The organism is Vibrio sp. Y176 (assembly GCF_033438945.1).
This window is the reverse complement of sequence record NZ_JAWOQS010000010.1, coordinates 51,427-75,619: the sequence shown is the minus strand read 5'-3', so window position 1 is coordinate 75,619 and position 24,193 is coordinate 51,427. Positions and strand designations below refer to the sequence as shown.

Sequence of the window (24,193 nt, the reverse complement as noted above, 5' to 3'; positions counted from 1 at the left end):
GGAATCAAACATAGTACAAGCGTATGAGTAGTGATGCTGCCTGAGTTGTTGGCACCCTGGGTAGAAGATACTTCTTGTTTACAATTGTAAAACACCCTTGCAAAATAAATAATTGTGGTAAGCAGTAGCGGACTCATTTGTTAAGCCACTAGCATAGTGGGCTTCTTACAATCAACGGCGAAGCTAAAATCAGAAAAATATAAAACTTAGCACACATGGTGTATCTGTTCGTTGCCATTTGTTACTTGGTGACGTTTTGAGCATTAGAAATAATTTTTTGTAATTAGAGGGTATATATGGCAACTCAACTTGAAGAGTTTGAGCCGTCGGCTTGTTTAGATAAAAAACAGTCTATACAAGCCTACATCGATGAAGCGGCAAACACTGGTGAGCCTGCAATCATTGCAGACGCTTTGGCGGCTGTAGCAAAGCAAAAAGGTATCGAGAACACTTTACACCCACCTGATAATCCATCGTTGTCATCGTTTATTGCATTGGCAAACTTGTTGGGGGTATCTGTTAAGTTGGGGATCAATCGTACATGATAGCTTTAAGCTATTCCGGCTTTTCGGCAATTTCTCTGTAAACTCGTATCTGATTAGAGGAGCGGGAAGTGCGATAGCTGTTTAATCTGAGGTCGATTGACTATCTACATAGGCTTTTAGTGTCTCAGTTGCCGCACAGCAAAGCATGTATGAGAGCATAGAGCGGAGAATCTACATTGTCTCCTGAGGCGCGTATTGGAATTACCTAAATCATTGTGACATAAACACTCAACTTAAGTGAAATACCGAGCGTTGCGAACCTAGCTTTAAACGCTTTGCTAGGCATTTCTCATGTAGTTACACGGACCAATCTTACGCGGCTGCAACCCATAGCCCTTAGCTTCATAGATTTGAAAAATCGTGTGTATTACATAAAGAGGAATAACTAACTCTTCTTTTTTAGAATTTTGCTGCTAAGCCATTGAGCAACGCTATCACAAAAATAACCATAGCACCGTAAACACAAATCCCAACGTTTGGTATGGGACATACCAAACGTTGGGAATCAGTCTTAAACGTATTGTTATACAAATTTAGTAACTGTATCTAAAACCGAGACTAGCATTGATCCCACCACCATCGCCAATTTGATCTTGATACCTTTTAATACCGCCATGATATGAGCAGGTACCAGAACCGACGCTATCGGATTCAGTACCGTCATTACACTCAGTTGGTGAGGTCAGATCAATGTGATAGCGATAGCCTACTGATAATTCTGCGTTCCAGTGCTCAGAGATTGAGTAGCTCCCTGTGAAACCTACGGGAAATGAAAGAAGTGTATTAGTGTTCTGGAACCGTTCATAATCGATGTATGATATGCCAACACCCATGTTGAATAGTAAGTCTAATTTTTCACCATCGATTAATTTAAAGTTATAAGCCCCAGAAAGATCAAAATAGCTTAGATCATCAGAGCTATTCATCATATCTAATTCTAGGTATATAGTTTTGTCTTCCTTCCATGCATATCCAATCGTTACGCCTTGAGCTGATGTTGATATTTGGTCGAATTCTAGTTGTTGAACTCCATATTCAACGTATGGACCAGAGGCAAATACGTTGCTACAAAATAATAACGAGGCAAGCATTAGATGTTTATTCAAAGTATTACTCCTATATTTGAGGTAAGCTTTCCGTGTTGTATGTTTTCTGTGCTTAAATATTTGTATAACGCTCTGCTAAGGGGTGAACAGCGTAATACTGAAGACGACGTATGCTACCTTAAACACACAAAGCACGCATAGTAAAAATGCCACGTGTTGCGACTCAATCTTGAACGCTTTGTCATGCGATTGGATCACGATAATTAACTTTAGTTATTACTTACATTGACATGTGCAACCTTGCTTACTATCTGTTAATTCAGTCATTTATGACTAGGAAGCAACTTAAATCAATTAGGAGAAAAATACATGGCTGTGAAACACACACCAACAGGAGTCGTACATAAAGGCGTTAAAGGCGGAAATACTGGGTGTGGTACTGATACCAAGAAACATTCAGATCATTGGCAAAATTCACATGAACGTATTACGTGTGATAAAAATGGTTGTAAAAACTAGCCGATATTCTCACTTAATGTATTGAACAAGTCCTTTGGGGCATTATTCGTGCCCCTTTTTGATCCTATCGCATAACGTCCCTTTAAAGTTCTTGAATAGTTTTTATGTGTTTAGTCGGCTTTGTTGCGTAATTCGGTCAGAGAACCCAACAGCCTGAAATTGAGTAATTCTTATACAACATACTGAGTTGTAGGCATACCAAGCCCTATAAGTTTGTTTAGCGCTTTAATAATGGCGTAAGTCTCACCAACCTGAGCATTGTAGTTTCTCAGGCTTAACCACCCATCTAACAACTGCTTCACTCGATACATTGCTGTCTCTGATAGTGAGCGTTGATGATAGCCGTACCGCTTTTTCCACTTATTGTTGGAGCCGTATAGCTTCTGGCAACCTACCGCTAAATTCCTAGGGTGACCATTCTCCCAAAAGGCTGCCCCTTCTCTTGGAGGAATGAGTGGAAATTACAAGACTCGGAGTAAGAAAGTTCCTTTGTTCTTAATTGTTTTGGCGCACTTATGAGCAAATGAATGCTTCGAATTGAGTTTCAGATCGGCCTACTGAAAAGTTAACTATTCGAAAGGTTTTGAACTTTAATTTCTACCGACAGGCATTGGTCACTGGTATAAAATCTTGTTAGTTTTTTAGGTAGTCGTTAAGGGAGCTACTGAAATGAGAAATACGAGCCTGTAAGGGTTGGCCCCATCTTAAAACTAGAATTTCTCGACCCGTTATCTATTAATGAATAGTAAACTTTTTGGTGCGCTTGGTATCGATAGAAGCTCTATAGATGGCCCAATAAGTGGAGACATTACCATCAGACCATTTTGGCTAAGCTTACCATTGCGTTCGGTACTGCGCCCGATTTTTGGTTGAACACCCAACACGCTGTTGATGTTTGGCAAAGTCACCGTGCTATTGAAATTATTCAGCAAAGCATTACACCTCTTGTAACTACCAGATAGATAAGCGATTGACTCCCACTGCCTGTGTGCAATACTGGATGCATTAAACATTTTTGAAAAGTTTCACGGTATGAGCAAAAAGATTGCGGGGGTTAGCCTCCCACCAGCAAAACCTACTGATTTTATTAAAGTAGTAGAGCTAATCGACAAGCTAGACCCAATTAAATACGGTTTTGATAGTAGCGGTAATTACTTGCACTGGAATGACTTCCAGTACCGTTCAAAAGAGTTTAAAGGCGACCAAAAGGGTTACGCTTGGCATGCCCTAAAAATTAGACGTGGCCTTAACGACATTTCGCTTGTTGATGAAAATGGCAATCCGTTCCAGCTTAGTGCCGCCAGTCTCGACGCTAAGCTATTCCGCATCGATAAACAGCTTAAACTAGAAGATTTGCCGCTATCTGCTCAAGACAAAAAGGCACACCTAGTGAAAAGCGTGATTATGGAAGAAGCCATTAGCAGCGCTCAATTGGAGGGAGCGGCCACAACGCGCAAGGTGGCCAAGGAAATGCTTGAAACAGAACGTGAGCCTAAAGATGACTCCGAACGGATGATTATCAATAACTGGCGTTTGATCATGATGGCCGATGAACTTAAGGATGTAGAGCTCACACCAGAATTGATTAGCGGGTTTAATGGCATCGCCACCGATGGAGTGTTAGAGAATGAGCACGTTGCTGGCCAATACAGAACGGATGCCGTCATGGTTAGAGACGTGGCCACTGGCGATATTATTCATGAAGCGCCAGAACATGAGCACGTTTTGAAGCTCATCGAGCAACTATGTGACTTCGCCAACACCGACCATACCACCAGCACCAATTTTATTAACCCAATCGTTAAGGCTTGTATTCTGCACTTCATGATTGGCTACATTCACCCATTCATGGACGGCAACGGGAGAACGGCTAGGGCGCTGTTCTACTGGTTCATCCTTAAGCATGGTTATGAGAACTTTAAGTACGTCTCGATCTCTGCGCCACTTAAGAGCGCGCCAACCAAGTACGTTAGAAGCTACGTTTACACCGAAACGGACGACAATGACTTAACGCACTTTGTGGACTACCAGCTAACGGTCATCATCAATGCGATTGAGCGCTTTAACGAGTACATCAAGTCTAAGATTGAAGATACGAGAGAGGTGCGCGAACTGCTAGACGACTCCAAGCTTAAGGGCGTGTTGAAACTGCCGCACATTGTGATTCTGGCCAAGGGATTAGAAACCGCCGGACGTGTCTTTTCAGTTAAGGAAATTCAGTCTGATTTTGACGTGTCTCATACCTCTGCGCGCAAGTATCTTGAGAAGCTGGTGGAGCTGAAATTGCTGTTCAAATCAAGGGATGGCAACGAGAATACCTACATTGCACCAGCCGACTTGAAAGATAGGCTAACCAAAGCTTAAGAGCATCAAAAAAGCCGCCTAACTGGCGGCCTTTTTGTGGGGAATAGAATAGGCTGGTTTGGCGATTAGAAATCTACCCAGTTGTATTGCAGTGTGATAGCTGGCTTAACAAGTGCTGCTGAATCTTCTGTCGATAGGTCGATCACGTCTGAACGTACTTTTACGTGCTCCAAACGGAATCGATGCGAGGTTGCACCCTTACCCTTAGTTGATTCAGGCGTAGACTCGATAACGACAGTGACCATTTTCTTTTCACGAACGATCTCACGTAGCATTTCTAGCACGGTACCTGTGATCGTTTCTACGCACGTCACCGCGATTTCGCCTTTGTTCTCAAGGGCACCATTTTGGATGTAGCCCAAGCCCATTTGGCCAAAATCTTCTACATCTGCACGACCCATTGCTGGAAACTGAGTCGAACGCACCAAAACGCTAAGATTAGGGTATTCTTCGATTTTCATCTCGAACTCTGTACCCATCATCTTTTCGCCAGCTTGGACGTTCTTAGTGAATCTCTGTTTTAAGAAATTCATCTCGCCTTTTGCGTTAAATGCTCCGGCCATAATTACACCTATTCTATTGGAAGTGGTTTGGAATCTGTGACTGATTAATCATTTGCTTAGGAGCGGCGGTAATAGTTACCGTGTTGTAAGCGAAATTCCCGTCTCGCGTCTTAGGTGCGTTAATGTCATAACTCACCTCGCTAATACGCATGGGTAGATTGAGCGCTTTGCCAATCTTGAATCGCGCATCACTTGGAACACGGCCACCAAGGCCATCGGAACTGACTGGAACAGTATTTTGGAGCTCGGGACTTATCATCTGAGCCAGGTATTTAATGGGATCATTGACCTCTGATTTGGCATTGGTGAACGCGACAAATTTCAGCGTTGCTGTGATTTCTGGTGGTTCGTTTCCTTGCCAAACTTGCTGACTGTTCCATAGTGTTTTACTCGTCTTATCCCACACGGTTTGTGCGACTGAAGACGTTTTATCTAGGGCATTGATGTTACCCACGGAATCGCCCTCAAACGGCGCTTCCCATATCGCTCTAAAGGCAAGCTGACACTCATCAGTCATGTAACCAATGACCGTAACCTCTTGACCGCCTATGACTTGTGTAATGGCGCATTTATTGTGGATAGACACGCCATCATCATTAGGTACGCCGACAATTACAGCCATTGCTTACCCTTACTTGTCCATACCGCGAGAATCGCGCATGCGGTTAGACTTTTTGCGAGCTGCTTTAGCCGATGAGCTGTGAGCTTTCGCGCGCGCTTTCTTAAGTGCTGCTTTTTGTGCTGCACTCATACGGCGCTTACGGCGATTCGTTTTGATGTAAGTTACCTTGCCATCACGGATCACTTTCTTAAGCGCTTCAAGCATCATGGATTCACGAACGGCGAACTCTGCAATCGCTTCGTCTGAGTCCACGTTGTCTAGGCCACGCTCTAGGGATTCAAAGATGCGATCTGCTGCTTCTGGATCTTCCAGTGCTTCTAGCATGTCGCCCTCTTTTGGCTGGCCAACTTGAGCAATGAACTCGCTAGCCGCTTCCTGTAGCGATTCGTATAGTGCTACTTGGCCATCGGTTAGCTCGGTATCGTCATCGCCACCAGCCATGCCAAATAGCATTGCGTCTAGGTTGTCGATTGAGCTGTCACCACCGTTAACCCACTGAACACAAGCCGCTGCTGCGTCTTGGCGAGCCATGATGGTTGATGCACGATTGATGGACTCAAGAAGTTGATCTTCTGTTACAGACTCAAAAAATGCAGTTTCAGTTTGTTCCTGCTCGGCCACTTGTGGCATCACAAATGGGCGAGCAAGAACAGAACCCTCAGAAAACATTGATTTCATTCTATTCTTGCTCTTATGTTGATTAACGGATTAGTACAGGTTCACCAAGGATTCGACGCGCAGAGCCAGTTGGACAGAACGACCAAGTGACTTTCCAGTAGTCGATTTCCACTTGCTTAACTTCCAACGTCCAAGCGTTCTCGCCGTCTTGTGCTGGATTACGAGGTGTCACTAGCGCACCAACGGCTTCATAGCCTTCAAGGATGCTGGCCATACCGTCAGTTAGACCCTCAAGCGTTGCACCGTCAGGTTGGTGTTTTAGGCGATTACCTAGTGCGTAGAAGTCGCGTGAGATAGCGTCAGCAATAGACACGACTTGCTCAAAACGTAGGTAGTTTTCAGCCGCAGATGACGTTAGAGAGTCATCAATGAACAGGTTGCCGTTTTCGTCTGTGCCTAGTTTGTTTAGACGTGCCTTGTACATTTCTTGGTAGTTAGGCTCGCCAGCACCTTGGGTTGGTTTTAGGCCAGTACGTTGGATAACAGCACGTTCAACACCTGCTGGTGTGTAGTGCCAACCGCTGACCGGAGAGGTCTTAGCAACGCCAAGCGCTTTAGCTGCAAAGCCGATACCCGAGCCGCCCCATACCGCCATGTTGCCGTAGAAACGACACTTAGCTTGGTAAGGGATATGCACGAATGAAGCGCGATGGTTGTTGAAGTTCAGACCTTTTTTGAACTCCAATGCCGCTTCGTGCGTTAGGCGAGGATCAATATCGAAGTAGCCAGAAATGCGTTTGTCTTTACAGATTTGCGCTAGGTCAGTGATTACCGCTGTTTCGTAGCAGCCCAAACCACAAACGTAGTTGTAGCTGTAAACGGTAGTGCGTAGTGCTTTCACTGCTTTCTGGTAATCTTCAGCCGTAATGTCGCTAATATTGCCGTTGGTTGCGCCAGTGAATTTGGTTTGAGCAATTGCAGTAACTTCGCGTTTCGCTACTTCTGCATCGATACGACAAGTTAGGTACTGCGAACGTTCTTCAAGAACAGTCTCAATAAACGCAGCGCTACCCATTTGGTCTACTGCTGTAGGCTCTAGGGATACAACCCATTCTTCTAGCACTACAGAGCCACCAGCCGCCTGTTCTTCCGCTAGGGTAAGAGTGAACATGCCTGCGCCGTAAGTCGCTTCGTCTGCTTTCGCAAGCGTGATAGAGCGGTTGTCGGATTGAGCACCGTCTTTGATAGCGATCGCTAAAAATTCGCCATCTTCAAGTGACAGGTCAGCCGAGTAGTTGATTGCTTCATTTGTGATCGTTACTTCGTCTGCTGGTTTGGTTAACTTGATAGCTGGATAGGTAGCCGTTTTTGGTACGACACGAACCACAAGGCCATTACCGCCGCGCAAGGCTTCATCAAGAACGCGCATGCCGTCAGCCAATTTGCCAAGGCTTGAGTGGTAAGGCTTACCTAGCTTGTCTAGGAAGTTAGCCGCCGTTACCGGAATCACTTCGAACGGCTTACCTTTTTGAGACACAATCACACCGCCAAACACTAGCTGGTTAGAGCCAGTGCCTTGCTTAGGTGTCGAGTCAGCGTTAATTGGCGAAACCGCAACTTGTGAGACGTTATCCATTGAAAATTCAATCTTACTCATCTTCTGTCTCTTTCAGCGTTAGATCCTGTGCTGCAAGCTGGTCTACAATTTCTTGCAAACCCGCTTGAGCAATACCTTTCACCGCAATCACGTTGTCTTTCGTCATTTCGGTTAGTTGCTCAACCGTTGTCACACCGTGGTTAATCAGGGCTTTTTCAACGCTCGCGCTTAGCTCAAGTGCTGATAGCGCTGTGCCTTTGTCGCTGGTGGCTGTGTCTGGTTTCGTTTGAACTTCTGGTAAAACCGTTGGCTCAAGGCGAACCGAAACGAGGCCGTTTGGATAGGCCGCTTCCACTTCGTGTTTGAAGCGGTTCACGTTGAAAACTGAGAGAGGGAAATCTTTGGCCAGTGGCGGCATAACGCGACCCTGAACCGTGATTTCCTTTGGTGTGTGGTTGGTGATTAAAACGATCGTTTCTTTCATCGAATCCCCCCAAGAGCGGCAGCCCGTAAGACTGCCGCTTACTTGCCTTATGCCGCTGCTGCTACAGGAGCTTCATCGATAAGTTTCACGCGGTAGAAGTAGTCTTCTCCGTCGAATGGATGGATTTCGCCGTAGGCCAGTTCGTATAGCGTGTTAGACGCTACTAGACCTTTACCGATTGGATGCGTGTACATGGTTGCTGCGATTGCATCACCTGCTACGTAGCCCGCTTCTGAGTGAGAAGAACCGCGACCGTAACAAAGCATGTCGTTCGTACCGATCACTACCGGACACTCGAACACTTTCCACATGCCGAACAACTTACCTGCGTAGTGGATAGCGTTTTTCTGTTGGTAGTTAGCCGGAGCTACGAAATATGGAGCACCTAGTGACTTAAGGATTGTTGACGCGCCAGTACCAGCAAAGATACCTGTCATGCCAGTTGTGCGAGTCGCTTGTAGGATCTTCGTAGAAACGTTTAGAAGAACTTCGTTTAGACGTTCACGATGTAGACGCCAATCTTCACCAGCCGATACGTAGATATTGAATGTTTCTTCGCGCGTACAAGCAAAGTCCATATCTACTAGGTGGCGAGTCGCTTTTTCCGATGCCAATGTGTTGCGCATGTGGCTCATCTGTAGAGATTTCAGATCTTGGCCAAACTCGCGTTGCATTGTGAACATCGCTTGAATAGTCGCGTCTGCTGCGATTGCGTTTTGACGTGGGCGCAGTGTGCGAGAGTCCATGTCGTGATCGATCGTTGGGATCAGGTCAGGACGTCTTTCAATGTCTACTTCGAACTCGATGTGCAGAATCGTCCCTGCTGGTAGGGCTGATGTTGGAGTGACGGTAACTTTGCCTTTTGCATGGTCTATCTGACAGTTAATAACCATACCATTGTGAGTACCTGTCATTATTTGACTACCGTTGCTGTCTAGGTCGCGAGCCACACGTTTATGGTTAATAAATAGGGAAACAGATGTCTTCGTGAATGGGATTTCAAACTTGGTGTGTTGTAGGTCAGTCTTAGAGTCAAAGACGTGAGTTGTCTTAGTGCCGTCTGGTTGCTGTTCAGCGACAAACTTGTAGCGCTGACGCATAGACGAGTATTGGCCAACCGTTGCTTGGTCGATTTCAGTACCCGCAGCGAAGTCACCAAAGTTTGAGCCAGTGCGGCGGTACACTTTGAAGATCTCAACTTCGTTCGCACCCGCTGGGATCATGGTTACAGCGTCAAGTGTTGCTGTTTCTAGAAGAACAGGCAGCACTAGGCCAACCATTTTCGCGCGGATTTCAACACCCTCTGATGTTGATAGAGACTGGTTGATAGACTCAAGCATCATTGCGCCTGTTGAGCCATCGCGCTTAGCGCCCTCTAGCGTCATCATGTTACGCATAGTTGCGTGAGCTGATGCCATTAGCTCATCGCTAGGTAGGTGGCCGTAAGTCTTTTCGTATTCACGTACCGCAGACTGCATGCCTGATACGATGCCAACCGCTGTTTCTTGAGACACTGACTCGAACATAGGCTCATTCGCAATGGCTGACAAAATAGCCGCGCCACGAGAATTGTCGTCAGTTAGAAACATGCCTGTTTGTGAATCGAATTGGGATTCGATACACAGATTACGCATTGCTTGAGCGCCTAAATGAATCGCCTCAATGCGTTTGTTGAAGTTAGAACGTTTATCTGCCATGTAAATAAACCTTAGTTATTAATTGGGTATGTTCGGAATCGTTAAGCCGCAGAAAAGCGGTAAAAATTCGCTCAATTTCGGATAGTAATTAAGATTTATTGCGAAAAAAATAGGGGTAAATTTTCGTTTAACTTATTGTTGTATAATGAATTTGTGTCTTTTTGTGCGCTTTTGTGGGAATGGTAACGACAGGGGATTTCTATGTCGTTGATCGTGTGTTTTTGTTGAGAGAAAAGGGGATAGGAAAGGGCATCTAAAAAAAATTTAAAAAATTTTCAGTTGTTATAGGGTTCCTGCCAAAAAGCCGAACACGTTGCTTAGTAGCTCTTGTGTGTCAGTCTCTAAGCTTGGAAGCTCAACCCCATAGAAAACGGCCAAAAAGTCACGAACAATGAGTTGATAAATGACCACCAGCGCGATGCTCCACATCATAGCGGCGCGTCCAGTACGTACCAATGTGTTAGAGCTGGCCGCTTCAAGCTCTGCCAGTTTGTAGGCAAACTCTTTGCGTTCTTCGTCACTGGTAAACACACGATCACCAAACTCGGTCAGTTCGTGGATAGTGCCACCTACTTTCTCGCTGGTGGCGCTCTTAAATAGACTACTTGTAAACACTTTTGCTAGTCCCATCATTAGTTGCTCTCTTTAATGTGTTCTGCGAACGCTTCTGCCAGTGCTACGGCTAGCTTTTCGCGCAGTTCCAATCCCTTTTGTAACGACTCGTCGTTAGACAAAAAGAACGGCTCCAAAATCACGGCTGGCATTTTGGTTTTCATCAAGAAACGCCAACCGCGAGTATCAGTACCAGTGTTCGAGATAGGCTTAAGGCCACGATCACGCTGTCCGATAAGTCCAGCCACCGCTTTTTGTAGGCGCTGAGCAAGTGCTTGACTCTTGTCCGACTTATGCCAATGCAATGTCTCTGAACCTTGAACTGACTTATTGGTCACGCTGTTACAATGTAACTCGATGGCATAGTCAGCGCCCGATTCGTTCACATCACCGATCATCCGTGAGTAGGTGTCTCGATACATGATCACTGGAAGAATGTCTCGCTTATGTAGCTCGGCGGCCAATAAGCTGGCTAGGGGATGATTATAGCCATACTCATTTATTCCGAATGTTTCGTTGTAAGCGCCGCCATCTTTAAAACTATGGCCAACAACAATACAGACTTTTTTCATTTTATAAATTCCCAAACTTAGCTTAACTAATATGTGCTTAGGTGTTGACTATGTTCGGAATAGGAAATATATTTTCTTTACCAGTTCGGCATCCCAATCGACTGGTGTCAACTAACGTTGAAACTTCATTTTTAACCTTTGTAATAGCTTCTTGTGCCGCGAACACTTACCTCGCGGCTTTTTTTTGCCTGCAATTTAGAAAAAAACCAGCGCGAACGCTGGCTTTGCTTGGATTATGGTCGGTTTTGAACGGGCTCTATCTTGTTTGATTTGAAGTAATCAAGAACAGGATTAACTCGATAGGGTTCTACGTGGAAGCTGGCCATCACCTGATCTTTACGCATCAAGTAAAACTGATTTCCGCTGTATCGCACCGCATCAAATATCACGTTCATTCTGCACCCATCGTACATGTATTCTCCCTCAACACTGAGGCTTTTGCGTATCACAAAGGATAGTCGCGCCTTGGTGGATTTAAGCTCGTTTCGAGCTCTAAATAGGTTAATTGCTAGTACGATGATAAGCGACATTAATCCGCATAGTTCATATGCGTTTAAATAAACTGAATAATTCATTTTGTCTTTTTTGTAGTGCGAATAGGAAAGGGGTTAGCAACAAAAGCATTCTACAGTCTAAATACCTCTGCTGTCGCGTCTTTGATGCTCGTTTTTTTCGTCTGGTTGCTACAAATGGTAAATGAAATCGCCTTAGTGAAGTAGCCTAACGCTAAGGTGCGTTCCTCTTTCGACGCAATGATCATTGCGTCAATCACCGTGCTTGAGCTGGTCACGCCACCAGCAAGGGGAAGCATGATCTCGTTTAGCGCATTCGCTTGGCTTTCTAGTTCCGACGGCAAGTCTGGTGGCGGTAAGGTTGCACCGTTATCTGACTCACCGCCGCTTGTTGGTGGCGTTAATGCAGTATTGATTTGCGCCATAAGAGATACGGCTGCATCCACATGGCCGGAAAGACCGTTGATCACTGCCTCAAGCGCTTTCAGTTCTTCCTTTCTGGTAATTGGGAAGATACTCGGAGCGGGTACGTTGTCCTCTGTACCATCTACCTTGTGTTTGACGTTCACACCAATAGACACTTGTTCGAGGTCGGTTGGGTCGGTGATCAACACTAGGTGCTCATTCCATTGAGTTAACGTGGCCACCGTTGCGCTCACTGAGTCATTCAAACCCTTAAGCGTTACCACTAACTGCGATGCGCCTTGGTAGTCTTCAATATCCTCGCTCACGCAGCCTGATAGCTTCCCTGACAAGCTTTCACACTTCACCTTAAGGGACTTGCCTCGGGTAAGGTTCTCCGCTTCCTTAAGGCCGCCTACGTCTAAAAACTGGCGAAACTGTTCGATTTGCTCTTGTGTGTCTAACATCAAATTGCCTCAATCAATCGTCATCAAGTCGTTACCGTTTACCAGCGTAGCGCCACACCCAAGGGCATCGCCTACCACGGCGACCGGAACGCCATTAACAGTAAGTTTTGAACTACCAGTAATAACGCCTACGTGCGGCGGGTTATCTGGTTTCACGTGCATGACGGATATATCACCCGTACCTAATACATTGATTCCATTCACGGTCAGTAGTGGCTGGCCAGAAACAAAAACACCTGGACTAAAGCCACCATGACCACTATCCACACTCCCTACAATTCCTACGGCTGGCATAGTGCATTACCCTAATGTAAATGGAGCTGCGGCAGCCTTAACAGCGAACTGGCCACCAGCATCGATATTGACGTTACCACTCGCTTTAATGGTCACTTCATTGCCCTCTAGGTTGGCTTTACCGGAGGCTTTTACGGTTGCATTACCACCCGCTTCGATGTTCGCATCGCCTTTCACTTTGATAGTTAGTGCGCCTCCGATTTGCTCCAATGTGTTCCCTGTTGAGCTGCGAAACGCATTGCCCTCGACGTGGATAACACATTGGCCATCTGGTGTGATTTCAATGGCCGTGCCGCTTTGGGTATGCGTTACTGAGTAGCCGCCTTGATGCGTGATGAGCTCGCGCAAACCAAATCGCACAAAGAGCGCATCTTTGCGGTCATAGGCTGGTGGCTCGGGTTCTCCATCGGCTCGTTTAGGCTGATAGGCTTCGCCGTTCACCTCGCTTGGTAGGTACGACTCATAGTTAGGCGCGTAGTAAAGCGATCCGGTAATACGGGGATAACGGGTATCGCCATTACGAGGAAAATCCACCCAAACCAGATCCCCTTTTTCCACTGGCACTGCATGGCCACCACTCGGTTTTGCACCTAATGGCAGTAGAAACTCGGCAAAAGGTAAATCCTTATCGGGGATTGCATCCCAATAACCAAGCAAGCGAACGGAAACCATGTACAAGCCTTTCGGATGGACGGTATTTACCACTTCGGCCTGATAGCTACCAAACAAGCGGTTAGTGACGTTGGTGCGTGTTCTGTTCTCTGACGAATCGCTCATAGGTTGCGTACTCCCAACTCGATACGACACTGATACCGGTTCCCACGTTGGCAATGGGCGACACGGTTCATGATTTGTTTCTCTGGCATGGACTCATCCAGCTCGGTAGCGGGTAGCCGTTTATGGAATAGCACTGAGCACACCGAAAGAGGCGTAAAGGCAGTATTTCCGGTAAGTTCCACATCCAAAATAGGGATGATGGCCATGTGTTGATTATTCAGCGCCTTGGCTTGTGGAACGCTAACCATAACCATAGCGCCCGAACGTTTACCGCCTTGGAAGCCCTCGACGGTATCCCAAGAGGCATAGTTACGGTTAAGAACGCGCTCAAACAGGGCTTCCTCTCCGATAATGGAGTAGTTTGCAATGCTGTGCTCTGCTTCCTCTGGATTCGACTGTTCCAGCTTGAATTGCTCGCTCATATCCATGTTCTTGAGCGACTTAAAGTGCATAACACCACGGCAGATAAACGCCACTGAGCCGTAGTCTCTGGCCATTGTTCGAATTAAGCGAGACTTAGTACCACCAGCATTTAAATGGTACGTAGCGCCACGCTCAAAGCTGTCACATTCGATTTTTAGCTCGGGTAACAGCTCGGCCAGAATGTCTTTAGGCTGCATTTCAACAAAGAATCGAGGCGTTGTGACTGGCTCTTTAAGTAGGTGCGCATCCTTTTGGAATGCTTGAACGGTAAGCATACCGTCAGCGCTGGTGGACTTGGCCACAATGAATTTTTCAATCCAAACCTGATCGCCTCGCTCGTTCACATCGGCCATCGTGACCTCGATCTCTGAACCGCGCTTAATCCCGTATTCATCCCGATAAACGGCAGCCTGATCCATGATTTCCATAACCAGCTTGTTGCCGTCCATCGAAGCACACTCAATGTAGGTAAACGAATGAATGTGCTCGATAGGGATGTCATTTTCGTTGGTGACAACTTTTTGGGCGAGAAAGTATTCTTTATTACTCAATGACTCGGCCTCCCATACCAATCGCGCCCTGACGGACAGTGATCGACTCGGCCTCATAAACTTCTGCAATCACTTCAAAAGAGATTGAGGAAGCAAACAGGCGAGTATTTTCATGGTCTACTTCGGCGGGTTCGGTCATCGCATCTTTACGGCCACGTATCTCGATGCTGATTTCCATTTCAGTACCCGCGAGCATGGTTTTCGCTCTGAATACATGCTTACGCTTGCCCTTGGTATGACGTAGCCAAACCATTAAACCTAGCGCTAGGCGGCTAAGGGTAGACTGGTTCCAAGCTAGGGCATTAATGCGGTAGGTAAGCGCGACAAAGGACTTATTAATCACGGAATAAGGCTGGCCTTGTTCATTGGCCAGTTCGCCATAGTCAGCAATATCGACGTACTCCGCGCCATCAACAAACCCAATCACCGGATCGCGCGTGATGTAGCAAACAGGTAAAAGCTCATTACGGTTTGCTTTCACCTTGTCGCCCAACTTTGCCGTTAACTTAGATAGGAATGACACTGGATCGTTAAAGTTGCCGTAGTAAATCTTTCTCGACTTATCACGGCCAACAAAGCGAGAAAACTCACTGTTCTCTCGCCGTTTAGTGTCAGTCACAACTAAGGAATCAAGCACGTTCTGGAAAAAGGCAGCTACCGCACGGTCAATGTCGGTTAGCTCTGTGTGTTCTACCTTGCTATCGAATGTCACTACATCGCATGGAATTTCAAAGAACGTCTCATCCAGTTGCATGATTAGTCCTCCAAATCGTCCAGCTCGTAATACTTACGGCCTTTAACGATAGTGATGCACTTATCGCTTCGGTGTAAGGTCACATCGAACTTGTGGAAGTTGCTCGTTAGGATAGGTAGGTAAGCCGATACAGGCTCATTGCGTTGGTAGCCGTCTCGCGTTTTACGGCCTTTACCGGATCGGTTGCCCTCATAGATTTGAATGACCGCGCAATCAAAATCAATCTTGGCCATGTCTGCGATCGCTGCATCGAGATCTTTGCACACGTTAAGTACGTCCGCGCACAACATGACGCAAAAACGGCGTTTTGAGCTGTCAATTTCGGCAATATTGTTTACTACGCCTTTCGCTTTCGAGTTCGGGTCATAGTGAGTGACCGTCATGCTCTGCTTGTGGTAGTTAGTAAGGTATTCTTCTGTTAGGTCGGGAAATTTACCGCAACCAAAGCTAAGAATGTTGTTCGCGTATGACCAGTTAGGCGCAAGTCTGCTAAGGCGCTCTGCACTGGCTGGCACTTGCTTTCGGCTAGTCTGTAATGTCATGCACACTCCAAATTTGGAGTGGCGTTTTAAGGATGGGGTGGACTAGGGCTGATTTGAGCGCAAATTATACACCTCGACGCTATTAAGCCTAAATAACCAAAGAGATGCATATAAATGTGACACTTGTCACATACATCTCATGAGCTCTTAAGTAAATTGCGCGCGATTAAAAATCATTATCATTTACATTAAAGTCAGTTAAGTTGTAAGGGCTGTATTATGCGTATATATACTTTGATATTTTTCTTCCTGTTTTCCACTATTACACCAACTCTCGCAATGGCTTCATATCCGCCTCTTTGTAATGTTGTAAAGGTAAAAGAGCACCATAAAATCCCTGATGAACGTCCATACTGCATTGAAACAGAAGATGCTCAGGTCACGTTTGTTAATCTATCGTCAAACCCCGTTGAGGTGGTTAGCTTAAAAGACTCTACTCATATTGTTTATCCAAATGAGTATGTAATTACTACAGGTAGGCTTGTAGTCGCAAACTCTAAAGGCGCTGTAGTTAGTAAAGAAGAACGAGGCATCGTTGTAGCTCGTGATTATGGTGGTAAAAAAGCAAACGTGAATCAAAGGATTGCACCTTTAGCCGTTTGGATTCCTAGTGCTATTGGTGGAGCAATCTTGGGCGGAATGGGAGTTGTAGCTTCGAACCCTAGCGCTGGCCTTAGACCTATTGTTATTGGAGCATTCTCAGGAGCGCTTGGTGGAGCATTGGGTCCATTGATGGGAGCTGGTCAGTTTGGAGTAGTTGCAGGTGGTGCTTTAGGTGTCTCTGCTGGTGGAGCGTGTAGCAGTTGTCATATTTAATCTGGACGTTGGCAGTCGCATCATACTTGGTGCTTTGCTTTACTCTGTTAAATGGGAAGAAAGAACGATTATTATATGGCTGCATAATAATCAGTTTGATTGTAGTGAACATCATATTTGACTTCCGAGAGCCTCATTTTTTTGATGTTTTGTCTGCGTTTATTATCTATGTTCTTTCTAAGTGGGTTAAAGCAGAACCTAAGTATTTTCTTATCACAACCACAGTCATATATTGGCTCTACCCTCTAGTGTTGAGTGTTACAACACAATAATGACGAATAAGTAATCATTATATGATTGAAAAGAGTCGCCGGAGAGGCGACTCTTTCTTTTAGAAACGCTATAAACAAGCCAATTGCGTTGTGTTTGGTGTTTAGGGTGGTATTACGGCGACTTCGGTAATGCGTTGCTTACACCTTAACGGTGGTAATGGGCAAAAACCTCTAGTAAACAGCAATGAACAAGAATGAGCGAGTGCCCGCCTAAAAAAATGAGCTTATATGTATGTTTTTGTGCTTTGTTGTTCATGGGTATGTGTGTATGTACAATTATTTTGCTACATATACGCTACACAAAGGATTTGTGCATGCCCATTAAGAAGAAGATAACCAACACCTCAATCAAGGCGCTAACTGCCGCAAGAGTCATCCAATATGTAGATAAAGGCAACTGGTATAACTTGTTAAACGACCATCTAGGGGAATGTGATTGGCAAAGCGCTCAACCAACTTATTAAATACGCTAAGTTAGAAAAGAAAATGCCAAACGGCTTAAACCGCTATCGTTCGTCCTCAAACGTCATTTTGCTAAGTACTTAAACTTACTCCACTTGAATCGATATTAAGTGGGGCAGGTGGGGTAAGTTGTTCTACTCTCAGAAAATGACGCATCACTCTCGGCATGTAATAGATAAAACATTCAGCTTTAAGGTCCCTAGTTGCGTAGTGAGGAATTGGTTTTGGCTTTACCCTAACTGGTATCGGCCCCCAAAAAAGAGAACTTAAAAAGGTAGCGTATCGCTTTGCAATGCGAGTGCTGTACAATTCGAGCTAAAGCCATGACTTGTCACTCAGAGAATGCTGCTCTCTGTCTATCGATATCGCGGACGTTGTATTACCAATAAAACAACCCGAAGTGCACTTTTTTATAGTGATATTAACTTTTTTGTCACCAATACATTAATAAAAGCCATTAAAAACAGTATGATACAATTGGTTTTTTTAAGTGGTAGGAAAAGTAAATGGCATCTTTGGGGTATTGTGATGTAAAAAATATGGCTCTTAGTCGTAAAAGTAAGGGAGCTATAGGAGATATAAAAAGCATCATGGAAAGTGGCAATCTTTTGTCAGGCGTACTAGCGGTTACTCCTTTTTATGCTGTTTTTGGAACACCCAGTGTCACCTCCAGTCCATTAGAAAAACTTGTCACCATTCGAGAGTATGACTGGGAAACGTTTGGTGATGCAATGTTGGCCACAAGCGCCGTTACTCGTAGACGAATTTATCAGGTTGCTGAGCCAATGACCTGGCAAACCAGCGGTGAAGAACAAAAGTTTTGGAAGTGTGTATCTAATGCGTCATTATAAATCTATTGGATTGTTATCCCTTGTTCTCTTTAGTAGCTCCAATGCTGTAGCGGAACCCATAAATATGGATTGGGTAACAAAATTCCATATGGATAAACAGACTAAAGAGGCGACTCTCAACTGGATTATTCAGAGAGAGAAATGCATCGCTAAAGAAAAGCAAAGCAAAGAGTTGTTTCCTCGTAACGAATGGTTTGACTCGTTATCTAAAGAGGACAAGGTAAAGGTTGTTCTCTATATTAACAACTTGAAGCTACAAGCGTGCTCTGAGCAAGAGTCGTTAGAGCTAGAACGTTTGGTCGATAAAGGAAAACATGCAAAACTGAATGAGACACTTACCGTGTTGGGTGCTTTTAACTGGCCAGATGAAGGTGAGCTAGAAGGTATCGATAAGCACAAAGTAAATCAAATCTCAGAACAAGTGGATATGTTCAACATCCAAGTTGTTGGAAAACAACTCAAGTTTAGAGACTAACCGCACCACAGGTTGGTTGCCGTAATATCATAGCCAACCTGACTGCCTTAGCTTAAATTTAGATAATAATATTACATGAAAGCAGGGATGTCTGGGGTCAGATATAACAGGTTACTCTAGCTCATTTATGCCCCATTATAAGACAGAGTAAATACTCATTCATATCCTGTTAATTGGGTTTTGCCTTACTAAAAGTAATCCATTCTTCTAATGCTATTCGTTGTTAATCCTCGTGTTGTATTACGGGGGCTCTTAAGTTGTCAACATCGTACACAGAACCACCATGTTGTATTTATTCAACATGGTGCATTTAGAAAGAACGTCTTCCCCCCAACGGTATCCTTAAACCTTGCTCGAGGAGCTTTGCCACCCATCGTCCGTTTAAGGTTCGCAGGTATAAATTGACTTGAATCGGGAGTTTGCCAACTTGCTTCACCGTTTTTTCTGGCGTCCAATTGATGGTTGGTACGTTATCTTCGGTTTCGCCGAAGGTGAAGAAATGAGCGAACATACTGCAGCAGTGTCAGCGATTGCACAAATACTCGAAGGAGAATGTACGTTCACGTTAGAAGAAGAGGCGAAGGAACTAAAAGCTGGCGCTTGGTTGTTGATGGACGCGCATTTGCCTCACAGCATTATCGCGAAAACGCCATTGAAGCTGATGCTGTACCTGTTGCGCGAGCCTAAGTAACACGCAGTATTGAAATACAAATCAATGTAAATTCAGCCCCAACCAAGTGTTGGGGCTTTTGCGTTTATTGCTGGCGGTACTTATCTGACGAAGTTCTGCAATCCTGCCACGCTGGCAAAGTTATAGAGAATAAAGCCCGATGCCACCATGGTGACTGCTAACACGAGGTTAAGCGTATTGCTCAAGTTGGCATTGGGTTTGGCGCTGTGATTTTTCATTTGGCGTTGAATCGTTAAAGCGTTGAACACCAATATCGAGTTGGTCATTGCCGTTCCTAAAGCCATCACGAATGTCGCGACCATGCCCCACATTAAGCTGCCTAGCATGTTAGAGAGAAACAGAACTAACACCGCCCCAGTACAAGGGCGGAAGCCGATGAGTAGCAGTGCTTTCCATGAAATATTGTCATTAGAACCTGCGGAATCATCATCTTCTTGAGATCGTGTTTGCTTGATGCGGCGCTTGGCCACCGACGCAAACTCTTTCAGCGCCAATAAAACAATAAACACCGCACAACCTTGCGTCAGCAGACGAACATTATCGGAAAGGCTGAAAACAAACTGCTCTGCAATCTTGGCAGTAATCACGAAAAGAATGCACGCGCTCGCGGCTTGTAGGGCGGCAATAATCGCCATTAACACAAGTGCTTGTCGGCGACGGTAGCCATGAATCAAGCTCATTGACGTCACTGCCGTTTTACCGTGTCCAGGGGCAACCGAATGCAGTAAACCATACAGAAAGCTGAAGCCCAACAAGTACAACAGTTGCCCTTGGCTGATGAGCATCAGGTATTCACTGATATACCGTAGTTAATCATTTTAGCTTTGTGAAGAAAAAAATGGATTCCTTTGGAATCCATTGAGTTGACTAATTGCGATTCTTTATTTTGTCTTTGGTAGGGAGTAATACTATTCTCTATACATGCCGTACACACAAGTCACGATGTACTTAATAAACGTTACGAAAAAAGCAGATTTATCTGCCTTAATAGACAATACATCCTTAAGTTACTATATAACAATAACATCGTAGCACTTTGTGTTGTTAGAATTGGTAATCAGCCACAAGACCGAATGTACGAGGTCCGCCCATTTCGATAAGATCATTCTTATGGCGAAGAACGTAATCTTCATCTGTTGCATTCTTAATGTAGGCCCGAATGGTGAGATCATTCATGGCATAACCTGCATTGAGATTCAATATGGTGTAGTCGCCTGCTGACGTACTTCGGGTGTTGGCGAGATCTGTAAAGTAATCCGTTACGTGATTAACACGAGCACCAAAGAAAATGCCCGAATCTAGCTGTTGGGTGAAGCCAAGACCAGCCGACACTTCAGGTGCATAACTGAACTCATTCCCATTTAAGTTTTCAACAGTACCGCTTGGTCCTTCGGTGATTTCTGTTTTTAACAAGCCTACAAATGCGAATACGTCCAGACCTGAGTCAAACCAGTAATTGGTTTCAACTTCAGTACCGTATGTTTTTCCTTTAGGGATGTTTGCTATGTAATTGTCGAAACGATTTCCACTGTCACCATACACGACCGTTTGATAGTTTTCATAGTCGTTGTAGAAGACATTTGCAGTCAAACCAAGTCTATTTTCAAGGAAAGTTGAACGGGAACTTAGCTCATAAGTCCAGACTTCTTCCTGCTCAAACACAAAGACCTGTTGTTGGTACTCGTTGTATCCAAGTCCGCCAGCGTTGTATCCTTTACGAGCAGTAAGTCCAAGCATTGAATTGTCTGATACATTTAAAGTTACACCGACTTTTGGTAGCAAAATACCGTTACTTTCATCAGCATTGAAATCGAGTGGGAACCTTGCGTGGTCAAAATCACGCTTCAGCTCATCTTTTTCGTAACGAGCGCCAAGTAGCAAGCCCCAACGGTTATTGAGCTGGACTTTTGAATCGAAGTAAATTGAGTTGGTCAGAACTTTATCTTTACGCTTCATCGAGTCTGTTTGCGTATCCTGATCTTTGTAAAAACTGCTTACCCCGACAATGGCATTGTATTTGTCATCTAACGAGTTATAAGATAGCTTCGCTTCTGCTGTGTAGTTTTTTTCATCAACATCACCCCACCAGTCCGTACGAGGATAAGCTTTGAATTTCGTATTATAGTCTCGGCGCGCAAGCAATACATCAAGGGTTAATTCATCATTGATTAAGTAATTTATGTCAAAATTTGCATTCCAGCTTTCGGTTGTTTGACGTCGAGTACCGTTTTCATCAATGTATTCAAACTTACCTTTTTCAGAAACCAGATTTGTATATTGACCTTCTTCATTACGGCTAGCCAATGTTAGTTTTAGCGTAAGCTTATCGTTAGACATCGGTTTGAATAACAGCTTACCTCTCACATTATAGGATTCAACTTCAGAAGGGTCCCATGGATATTGGTCATTATCGGGCAGCGAGTAATCAATTGGTGTATTACCCTTTGTGCCCTCGGCGGCTAATCGAAATGCGAGCTTTTCAGACACGATTGGGGCAGAAACAACACCAGCTAAGTGATATTTGTCATCTTCGTTTTCGTAGCCACCACGAACTTTACTTTCAAAGTGGAACGTTGGATCTTTGGTTTTGATGACCACCGCGCCGCCAATACTATTTCGGCCTTGGTTGGTTGATTGAGGGCCTTTATAAATCTCTACTTGTTCTGTATCCCACAATCCGGCTTTACCAAAGGCTTCACCAGTCCATGACTCTGACACGCCATCAACGGTTGTATTCACCCTTGGTGTCGCTCCTGTCATGAAGGAAAGGAAGCCTTCACCAGGCCCACGACCATCGACACCTCGAATATGTGGAATACCAGAAGGGGCATTCAGTACATTCGGGACGCGATCGAGTAGATCGTAGTATGTTTGATCTTCGCCATTGTCTGCTTCATCAGTAAAAACGGTGACTGAGCTTGTGTTCTCAGCAAGTGTACCACCGAGTTTTTCACCAAGTACCACAATGGTTTCTAGGGTTGTTAGGGTTTCTTGGCCTTTCTTAGTATTGCTGTTGTCCACTTGCTCTGCTGAAAGAGTGGTGCTGGCTCCAAGGCAAATTACACCAATGAGCATGGCAAGTTTAGTCTTGCCAGTATTAGTGATGGTTATGCCACTGTTTAAATCCATGGGCTTCATGACCTGAGTATTCCTTAATAAAAAAAGAAGAAAACATTTGATGTTGTAACAACATTTATGTAAAAAAGTGTTGCGGCAATAATACTAATGATAATTATTATTATTCACAACAATGATGATATAAGTTTGTGCCATCTCATTACTAGAAGATATGCATGAAGTATCGACGTACAAGTTGGATTTGTGATGGATATAAAGGCTTTTCGAATAATAGAAAATAAGAATATCAATAGTGTTTTAAGTGGTTTACTTGAAGATAATGAAGAAGTAGGAGCCCCATGTTGGTGGAACGAGGTGCAGACAAAAGGAACACCTTTTATCCTTTCCCAAGATAATACAAGCGTTGAGCTGCTATTTCTTTGGCGAAACACGGATGACAGTGTTAAGGAAATATACATTGATATCAATGGTATTACTGATCATCACAGCTTTGATATGGCAAGGCTTACTCATGTCAAAGGAACGGATGTTTGGTTTTATAAGGCAAGGGTAAACAGTACGTGGCGTGGGAGCTACACGTTTATTCCAGTGACACATGAACGCGTCCAACCAGCGTACCACGGAACATACCAAGAGAAACGCACCAAGCATCGGGAGTGGTTGAGAACCATTTTTCCTCTTAGTGTTCGCGATGATTTAAGTAAAAACAATTTGTCAGCCTGCGAATGGGGACGTTCGAAAACGCCGCTATCTATGCCAAAGGCAGTATCGCAAAGTGCTTGGTCAAGGTTCGATACAAAAAATGGCAATGTTCAGGCAGGAGCGGGCATGCAGCTGGCTTGGACTAGCCAGTGTTTAGGTAATGAGCGCTATGTTTGGTTGTATTCGACAGCCAGCGCTGACCAAATGGCTGAACTGCCATTGGTTTTAGTCTTAGATGGTCAATTTTGGTCTCAATCCATGCCTCTGTTCAGTGCGCTGACCGATGCGACGAGCAGCGGTCAGCTTCCACCTGCCTTGTATGTCTTCATTGATGAAATCAATGGAGCGCTGCGTAGTGAAGAATTCAGTTGCAACCCTTTGTTTTGGCAGGCTATCACTCAAGAACTGCTGCCGTTGGTTGGTCATTATTTCCCAATTACTAATGAGGCTAATCGTACGGCTGTTGTTGGGCAAAGCCTTGGTGGTTTGAGTGCGATGTATGCCGGATTGAACCATCCGGACCGTTTTGGTGCGGTTGTTTGTCAGTCGGGTTCATTCTGGTGGCCTGATTTTTCGTTAGTGAAGCCACCTAGTGAATATTCTCCTCTTCAAACAAGCGAACCTTTAACTCAAATGAGTCAATTGGTTCATTCTGGCCTTGGTTCTAACGTAAAGCTAAGTGTTTTTATGGAAGTTGGGTTAGGGGAAGACATCATGGTGGACTTGAGCCAAGACCTGTACCAGCAACTTAAGCAACAAAACCATCGGTTATCGTTTCGCACCTTTGATGGTGGACATGAACGCCTGTGTTGGCGCGGAGGCATCATTGATGGGTTGTCATATGTTTTTAATTTTGAATCCTGATTTTTCTATGATTGGAGTTAA

27 protein-coding genes and 1 pseudogene are annotated in these 24,193 nt (G+C 44.8%); 9 read left to right on the top strand and 19 right to left on the bottom strand.

The window, feature by feature from the left end; translation table 11 throughout:
- Nucleotides 1-296: 296 nt before the first annotated feature.
- The gene (locus R7O13_RS20170; RefSeq protein WP_017635630.1) at nt 297-545 is read left to right on the top strand and encodes a hypothetical protein; all 249 of its coding nucleotides are present in this window, start codon (nt 297-299) and stop codon (nt 543-545) included.
- Nucleotides 546-1,078: 533 nt separating this feature from the next.
- On the opposite strand, the gene R7O13_RS20165 is transcribed toward R7O13_RS20170, so the two are convergent.
- Nucleotides 1,079-1,651: a hypothetical protein gene (locus R7O13_RS20165; protein ID WP_318130497.1), complete on the bottom strand. Its 573-nt coding sequence runs from the start codon at nt 1,649-1,651 to the stop codon at nt 1,079-1,081.
- Nucleotides 1,652-1,960: 309 nt separating this feature from the next.
- Between R7O13_RS20165 and R7O13_RS20160 the strand changes: the two genes are divergently transcribed.
- Nucleotides 1,961-2,110 carry a hypothetical protein gene (locus R7O13_RS20160; protein WP_017635632.1) on the top strand — a complete coding sequence of 50 codons (150 nt, stop codon included), beginning with the start codon at nt 1,961-1,963 and terminating at the stop codon, nt 2,108-2,110.
- A 170-nt stretch (nt 2,111-2,280) separates the two neighbouring features.
- Here R7O13_RS20160 and R7O13_RS20155 read toward each other — a convergent pair.
- Nucleotides 2,281-2,568 (bottom strand): annotated as a pseudogene (locus R7O13_RS20155) (IS5/IS1182 family transposase); the annotation flags it as partial.
- 574 nt (nt 2,569-3,142) lie between these two features.
- Between R7O13_RS20155 and R7O13_RS20150 the strand changes: the two are divergent.
- Nucleotides 3,143-4,474 carry a Fic family protein gene (locus R7O13_RS20150; RefSeq protein WP_176311846.1) on the top strand — a complete coding sequence of 444 codons (1,332 nt, stop codon included), beginning with the start codon at nt 3,143-3,145 and terminating at the stop codon, nt 4,472-4,474.
- 65 nt (nt 4,475-4,539) lie between these two features.
- Here the strand turns inward: R7O13_RS20150 and R7O13_RS20145 are convergent, their stop codons facing one another.
- The 15 genes from R7O13_RS20145 to R7O13_RS20075 form a co-directional block, all read right to left on the bottom strand.
- On the bottom strand, nt 4,540-5,037 hold the full coding sequence (locus tag R7O13_RS20145) for a hypothetical protein (protein ID WP_318304563.1): 498 nt from the start codon (nt 5,035-5,037) through the stop codon (nt 4,540-4,542).
- A gap of 13 nt (nt 5,038-5,050) precedes the next feature.
- A complete protein-coding gene (locus R7O13_RS20140) occupies nt 5,051-5,659 on the bottom strand; it encodes a hypothetical protein (RefSeq protein WP_140203483.1) in 609 nt (202 codons plus the stop codon).
- Between the two features lie 9 nt (nt 5,660-5,668).
- Nucleotides 5,669-6,337: a hypothetical protein gene (locus R7O13_RS20135; RefSeq protein ID WP_140203484.1), complete on the bottom strand. Its 669-nt coding sequence runs from the start codon at nt 6,335-6,337 to the stop codon at nt 5,669-5,671.
- A gap of 22 nt (nt 6,338-6,359) precedes the next feature.
- Nucleotides 6,360-7,934: a hypothetical protein gene (locus R7O13_RS20130; protein WP_140203485.1), complete on the bottom strand. Its 1,575-nt coding sequence runs from the start codon at nt 7,932-7,934 to the stop codon at nt 6,360-6,362.
- Nucleotides 7,927-8,358: a DNA-directed RNA polymerase subunit alpha C-terminal domain-containing protein gene (locus tag R7O13_RS20125; protein ID WP_054577210.1), complete on the bottom strand. Its 432-nt coding sequence runs from the start codon at nt 8,356-8,358 to the stop codon at nt 7,927-7,929. Before R7O13_RS20125 ends, R7O13_RS20130 begins: the two co-directional genes overlap by 8 nt.
- Before the next feature lie 47 nt (nt 8,359-8,405).
- Nucleotides 8,406-10,055, bottom strand: coding sequence for a hypothetical protein (locus tag R7O13_RS20120; RefSeq protein ID WP_140203486.1), 1,650 nt, complete (start codon nt 10,053-10,055; stop codon nt 8,406-8,408).
- 282 nt (nt 10,056-10,337) lie between these two features.
- Nucleotides 10,338-10,688 carry a hypothetical protein gene (locus R7O13_RS20115; protein ID WP_140203487.1) on the bottom strand — a complete coding sequence of 117 codons (351 nt, stop codon included), beginning with the start codon at nt 10,686-10,688 and terminating at the stop codon, nt 10,338-10,340.
- Nucleotides 10,688-11,239, bottom strand: a complete 552-nt coding sequence (locus tag R7O13_RS20110; protein ID WP_140203488.1) for an N-acetylmuramoyl-L-alanine amidase — start codon at nt 11,237-11,239, stop codon at nt 10,688-10,690. Before R7O13_RS20110 ends, R7O13_RS20115 begins: the two co-directional genes overlap by 1 nt.
- Before the next feature lie 233 nt (nt 11,240-11,472).
- A complete protein-coding gene (locus tag R7O13_RS20105) occupies nt 11,473-11,634 on the bottom strand; it encodes a hypothetical protein (protein ID WP_155396901.1) in 162 nt (53 codons plus the stop codon).
- A gap of 230 nt (nt 11,635-11,864) precedes the next feature.
- Nucleotides 11,865-12,620, bottom strand: a complete 756-nt coding sequence (locus tag R7O13_RS20100) for a hypothetical protein (protein WP_140203489.1) — start codon at nt 12,618-12,620, stop codon at nt 11,865-11,867.
- Nucleotides 12,621-12,629: 9 nt separating this feature from the next.
- Nucleotides 12,630-12,914: a PAAR domain-containing protein gene (locus R7O13_RS20095; RefSeq protein ID WP_042522745.1), complete on the bottom strand. Its 285-nt coding sequence runs from the start codon at nt 12,912-12,914 to the stop codon at nt 12,630-12,632.
- A gap of 6 nt (nt 12,915-12,920) precedes the next feature.
- Nucleotides 12,921-13,691, bottom strand: a complete 771-nt coding sequence (locus tag R7O13_RS20090; protein ID WP_140203490.1) for a hypothetical protein — start codon at nt 13,689-13,691, stop codon at nt 12,921-12,923.
- A complete protein-coding gene (locus R7O13_RS20085; RefSeq protein ID WP_140203491.1) occupies nt 13,688-14,665 on the bottom strand; it encodes a hypothetical protein in 978 nt (325 codons plus the stop codon). Before R7O13_RS20085 ends, R7O13_RS20090 begins: the two co-directional genes overlap by 4 nt.
- Nucleotides 14,658-15,419 (bottom strand): hypothetical protein, encoded by a 762-nt coding sequence (locus R7O13_RS20080; RefSeq protein WP_140203492.1) that lies wholly within the window; start codon nt 15,417-15,419, stop codon nt 14,658-14,660. The genes R7O13_RS20085 and R7O13_RS20080 overlap by 8 nt, the downstream gene beginning before the upstream one ends.
- A 2-nt stretch (nt 15,420-15,421) precedes the next feature.
- Nucleotides 15,422-15,961: a hypothetical protein gene (locus R7O13_RS20075; protein WP_042522749.1), complete on the bottom strand. Its 540-nt coding sequence runs from the start codon at nt 15,959-15,961 to the stop codon at nt 15,422-15,424.
- Between the two features lie 219 nt (nt 15,962-16,180).
- Between R7O13_RS20075 and R7O13_RS20070 the strand changes: the two genes are divergently transcribed.
- From R7O13_RS20070 to R7O13_RS20050, 5 genes are all read left to right on the top strand, one after another.
- On the top strand, nt 16,181-16,777 hold the full coding sequence (locus tag R7O13_RS20070; RefSeq protein ID WP_246543565.1) for a hypothetical protein: 597 nt from the start codon (nt 16,181-16,183) through the stop codon (nt 16,775-16,777).
- A gap of 586 nt (nt 16,778-17,363) precedes the next feature.
- Nucleotides 17,364-17,513, top strand: a complete 150-nt coding sequence (locus R7O13_RS20065) for a hypothetical protein (protein ID WP_155396206.1) — start codon at nt 17,364-17,366, stop codon at nt 17,511-17,513.
- Nucleotides 17,514-18,017: 504 nt separating this feature from the next.
- The gene (locus R7O13_RS20060) at nt 18,018-18,362 is read left to right on the top strand and encodes a hypothetical protein (RefSeq protein WP_237284047.1); all 345 of its coding nucleotides are present in this window, start codon (nt 18,018-18,020) and stop codon (nt 18,360-18,362) included.
- A 64-nt stretch (nt 18,363-18,426) separates the two neighbouring features.
- On the top strand, nt 18,427-18,837 hold the full coding sequence (locus tag R7O13_RS20055; RefSeq protein WP_042522752.1) for a hypothetical protein: 411 nt from the start codon (nt 18,427-18,429) through the stop codon (nt 18,835-18,837).
- Between the two features lie 427 nt (nt 18,838-19,264).
- Nucleotides 19,265-19,528: a cupin domain-containing protein gene (locus R7O13_RS20050; RefSeq protein ID WP_250155004.1), complete on the top strand. Its 264-nt coding sequence runs from the start codon at nt 19,265-19,267 to the stop codon at nt 19,526-19,528.
- 80 nt (nt 19,529-19,608) lie between these two features.
- On the opposite strand, the gene R7O13_RS20045 is transcribed toward R7O13_RS20050, so the two are convergent.
- Together R7O13_RS20045 and R7O13_RS20040 are read right to left on the bottom strand one after the other, a co-directional pair.
- Nucleotides 19,609-20,313 (bottom strand): nickel/cobalt transporter, encoded by a 705-nt coding sequence (locus tag R7O13_RS20045; RefSeq protein ID WP_262645287.1) that lies wholly within the window; start codon nt 20,311-20,313, stop codon nt 19,609-19,611.
- 259 nt (nt 20,314-20,572) lie between these two features.
- Nucleotides 20,573-22,666, bottom strand: coding sequence for a TonB-dependent receptor (locus tag R7O13_RS20040; protein WP_017634328.1), 2,094 nt, complete (start codon nt 22,664-22,666; stop codon nt 20,573-20,575).
- A 186-nt stretch (nt 22,667-22,852) separates the two neighbouring features.
- Between R7O13_RS20040 and fes the strand changes: the two genes are divergently transcribed.
- Nucleotides 22,853-24,172 carry an enterochelin esterase gene (gene fes, locus R7O13_RS20035; protein ID WP_053306971.1) on the top strand — a complete coding sequence of 440 codons (1,320 nt, stop codon included), beginning with the start codon at nt 22,853-22,855 and terminating at the stop codon, nt 24,170-24,172.
- Nucleotides 24,173-24,193: the final 21 nt, after the last annotated feature.

Coding starts and splice junctions, on each gene's coding strand:
- R7O13_RS20095 (WP_042522745.1), bottom strand. CDS start 12,914: ATGCCAGCCGTAGGAATTGTAGGGAGTGTGGATAGTGGTCATGGTGGC.
- R7O13_RS20105 (WP_155396901.1), bottom strand. CDS start 11,634: ATGAACGTGATATTTGATGCGGTGCGATACAGCGGAAATCAGTTTTAC.
- R7O13_RS20090 (WP_140203490.1), bottom strand. CDS start 13,691: ATGAGCGATTCGTCAGAGAACAGAACACGCACCAACGTCACTAACCGC.
- R7O13_RS20115 (WP_140203487.1), bottom strand. CDS start 10,688: ATGATGGGACTAGCAAAAGTGTTTACAAGTAGTCTATTTAAGAGCGCC.
- fes (WP_053306971.1), top strand. CDS start 22,853: ATGGATATAAAGGCTTTTCGAATAATAGAAAATAAGAATATCAATAGT.
- R7O13_RS20150 (WP_176311846.1), top strand. CDS start 3,143: ATGAGCAAAAAGATTGCGGGGGTTAGCCTCCCACCAGCAAAACCTACT.
- R7O13_RS20055 (WP_042522752.1), top strand. CDS start 18,427: ATGGATTGGGTAACAAAATTCCATATGGATAAACAGACTAAAGAGGCG.
- R7O13_RS20130 (WP_140203485.1), bottom strand. CDS start 7,934: ATGAGTAAGATTGAATTTTCAATGGATAACGTCTCACAAGTTGCGGTT.
- R7O13_RS20080 (WP_140203492.1), bottom strand. CDS start 15,419: ATGCAACTGGATGAGACGTTCTTTGAAATTCCATGCGATGTAGTGACA.
- R7O13_RS20040 (WP_017634328.1), bottom strand. CDS start 22,666: ATGAAGCCCATGGATTTAAACAGTGGCATAACCATCACTAATACTGGC.
- R7O13_RS20070 (WP_246543565.1), top strand. CDS start 16,181: ATGCGTATATATACTTTGATATTTTTCTTCCTGTTTTCCACTATTACA.
- R7O13_RS20140 (WP_140203483.1), bottom strand. CDS start 5,659: ATGGCTGTAATTGTCGGCGTACCTAATGATGATGGCGTGTCTATCCAC.
- R7O13_RS20120 (WP_140203486.1), bottom strand. CDS start 10,055: ATGGCAGATAAACGTTCTAACTTCAACAAACGCATTGAGGCGATTCAT.
- R7O13_RS20135 (WP_140203484.1), bottom strand. CDS start 6,337: ATGAAATCAATGTTTTCTGAGGGTTCTGTTCTTGCTCGCCCATTTGTG.
- R7O13_RS20110 (WP_140203488.1), bottom strand. CDS start 11,239: ATGAAAAAAGTCTGTATTGTTGTTGGCCATAGTTTTAAAGATGGCGGC.
- R7O13_RS20145 (WP_318304563.1), bottom strand. CDS start 5,037: ATGGCCGGAGCATTTAACGCAAAAGGCGAGATGAATTTCTTAAAACAG.
- R7O13_RS20100 (WP_140203489.1), bottom strand. CDS start 12,620: ATGTTAGACACACAAGAGCAAATCGAACAGTTTCGCCAGTTTTTAGAC.
- R7O13_RS20075 (WP_042522749.1), bottom strand. CDS start 15,961: ATGACATTACAGACTAGCCGAAAGCAAGTGCCAGCCAGTGCAGAGCGC.
- R7O13_RS20125 (WP_054577210.1), bottom strand. CDS start 8,358: ATGAAAGAAACGATCGTTTTAATCACCAACCACACACCAAAGGAAATC.
- R7O13_RS20160 (WP_017635632.1), top strand. CDS start 1,961: ATGGCTGTGAAACACACACCAACAGGAGTCGTACATAAAGGCGTTAAA.
- R7O13_RS20065 (WP_155396206.1), top strand. CDS start 17,364: ATGCCCATTAAGAAGAAGATAACCAACACCTCAATCAAGGCGCTAACT.
- R7O13_RS20170 (WP_017635630.1), top strand. CDS start 297: ATGGCAACTCAACTTGAAGAGTTTGAGCCGTCGGCTTGTTTAGATAAA.
- R7O13_RS20060 (WP_237284047.1), top strand. CDS start 18,018: ATGGCATCTTTGGGGTATTGTGATGTAAAAAATATGGCTCTTAGTCGT.
- R7O13_RS20045 (WP_262645287.1), bottom strand. CDS start 20,313: ATGCTCATCAGCCAAGGGCAACTGTTGTACTTGTTGGGCTTCAGCTTT.